This window comes from Synechococcus sp. CCY9201 (assembly GCF_034931105.1).
Taxonomy (GTDB): Bacteria; Cyanobacteriota; Cyanobacteriia; order PCC-6307; family Cyanobiaceae; genus CBW1002.
The window spans coordinates 1-1,425 of the sequence record NZ_JAYGIC010000064.1; the positions used below are offsets into that span (position 1 = coordinate 1).

The 1,425-nt window shown below is 64.3% G+C and carries 2 protein-coding genes; one reads left to right on the forward strand and one right to left on the reverse strand.

Features of this window, described 5'->3' with window-relative positions:
* Window position 1 precedes the first annotated feature (1 nt).
* Window positions 2-616, reverse strand: coding sequence for a hypothetical protein (locus VB716_RS06325; protein ID WP_323270023.1), 615 nt, complete (start codon window positions 614-616; stop codon window positions 2-4).
* Between the two features lie 256 nt (window positions 617-872).
* Here VB716_RS06325 and VB716_RS06330 point away from each other — a divergent pair, with 256 nt between their 5' ends.
* Window positions 873-1,304 carry a GAF domain-containing protein gene (locus VB716_RS06330; RefSeq protein ID WP_323270024.1) on the forward strand — a complete coding sequence of 144 codons (432 nt, stop codon included), beginning with the start codon at window positions 873-875 and terminating at the stop codon, window positions 1,302-1,304.
* Window positions 1,305-1,425 lie beyond the last annotated feature (121 nt).

Below are 1,425 nucleotides of genomic sequence, written 5' to 3' on the forward strand. Positions count from 1 at the left end.
GTCATCGCCGCCACAGCGCCAGGCCGCCGCCGCGGCCCCGGGCCGCAAGCCAGTCGGACTCGGCCGCGATCAGGGCGAAGAAGGGCTGGCGCCGCGAATCACCGCCTTCCGGCAGGGGGCGGCTCCACAGCGGCCGGAAGCCTCCATTGGCCTCCAACCAGCCCAGCTCCAACAGGTTGAAGCTGAAGCGGAGCAGAGGTCGTTTGCCCACCAAGGCACCCTGGCCGCTGAAGCGCAGCTCCAATCGCCCCAGGCGCACCGCATTGGTGAGGTGAAGGGTTGATGGATCCACCGAGACAGACGCGGGTGAAGGCGCAGGAAGGGGCACCGTGGTGGTCGTTGGCGCAGACGTCGCACTGCGAATCTCCAGCCGTGCCCCCAGCAGCTGCAGCAGGGGACTGGCCACCCGATCCGGGGTCTGCCGACCCTTGCGCCAGACGCTCTGCAGACACCAGCAGGCCTCGAGCTGCGGCGCGCCGATACCGCTGCCCTGGCGGCGACAGCGGCGTTCCAGCGCCTCCAGGGTGACCCCATCAGGCAGACCCGAAGGATCAGGAGCGGAAAGGGAATCCAAAGGCTTCGTCGCGGCGGCGATCACCCCTGCAGTGAACGACATCCATGCCCCAAGGGCCCTCCCTGCTGCGTCGCCATCCTGGCGAGCCCTGCCGCCATCCGATGATCTCAGAGCCGGATGGCCTCAGAGCTGCCTGGTGAGCCATGCTGAACCGGTCGGCCTGGGCGGTTGCCCCACTGGACCGGCGCCGGTGCCACCGATGAGATCCACCCCCACTCCCGTCCCCGGGGCCTCGTCGTCGGACGAGGTTCAACCTCAACAGGTTCAACCACAAGAGGTTCAGACCCCTCTGCCTGGGTTGCCCCTGCATCTGAAGAGTGCGGGCAATGCGCTCACCCAACGGCTGGAGCAATTGCACCAACAGCTCCTGGATCTGGTGCCGACCATTGATCGGATCGCCTGTGCTCTCTACGACCCAGGCACCGATCTGCTGAAGACGTTCATCAACAGCACCCGCAGCGGCGCAGCGATCGCAGCCTATGAATTCCCCCTGGGCGGCAGCAGATCCCTGAGCGAGTTAGTCCGAACCCGGCGGCACCGCGTGATCGACGACATCCCCAGCACAATCCAAGCCGGCAACCAGCATTCCAAATGGTTACTGGAGCAAGACTATCGATCCTCGTTAACACTTCCACTGTTTGACAATGCCAATTTCATCGGCTTCCTCTTCTACGACTCTTGCCAGACGGCTGCATTTACGCCGGAAGTACAGCGCAATCTTTCCTCTTGATTACCCATAAGCCTCCGCAAGCCTGAGATCCCGCTCCGTGCAAGGCATGCAGCAGCAGACTGCATTGGCGATGCGCTCGGTCATCTCAGCCATGGCAAAGCGCCGATTGAAGCGGAAGCAG

Bases quoted from the DNA above. Each gene is read 5' to 3' on its own strand.
- VB716_RS06325 (WP_323270023.1), bottom strand. From the start codon at position 616: ATGTCGTTCACTGCAGGGGTGATCGCCGCCGCGACGAAGCCTTTGGAT.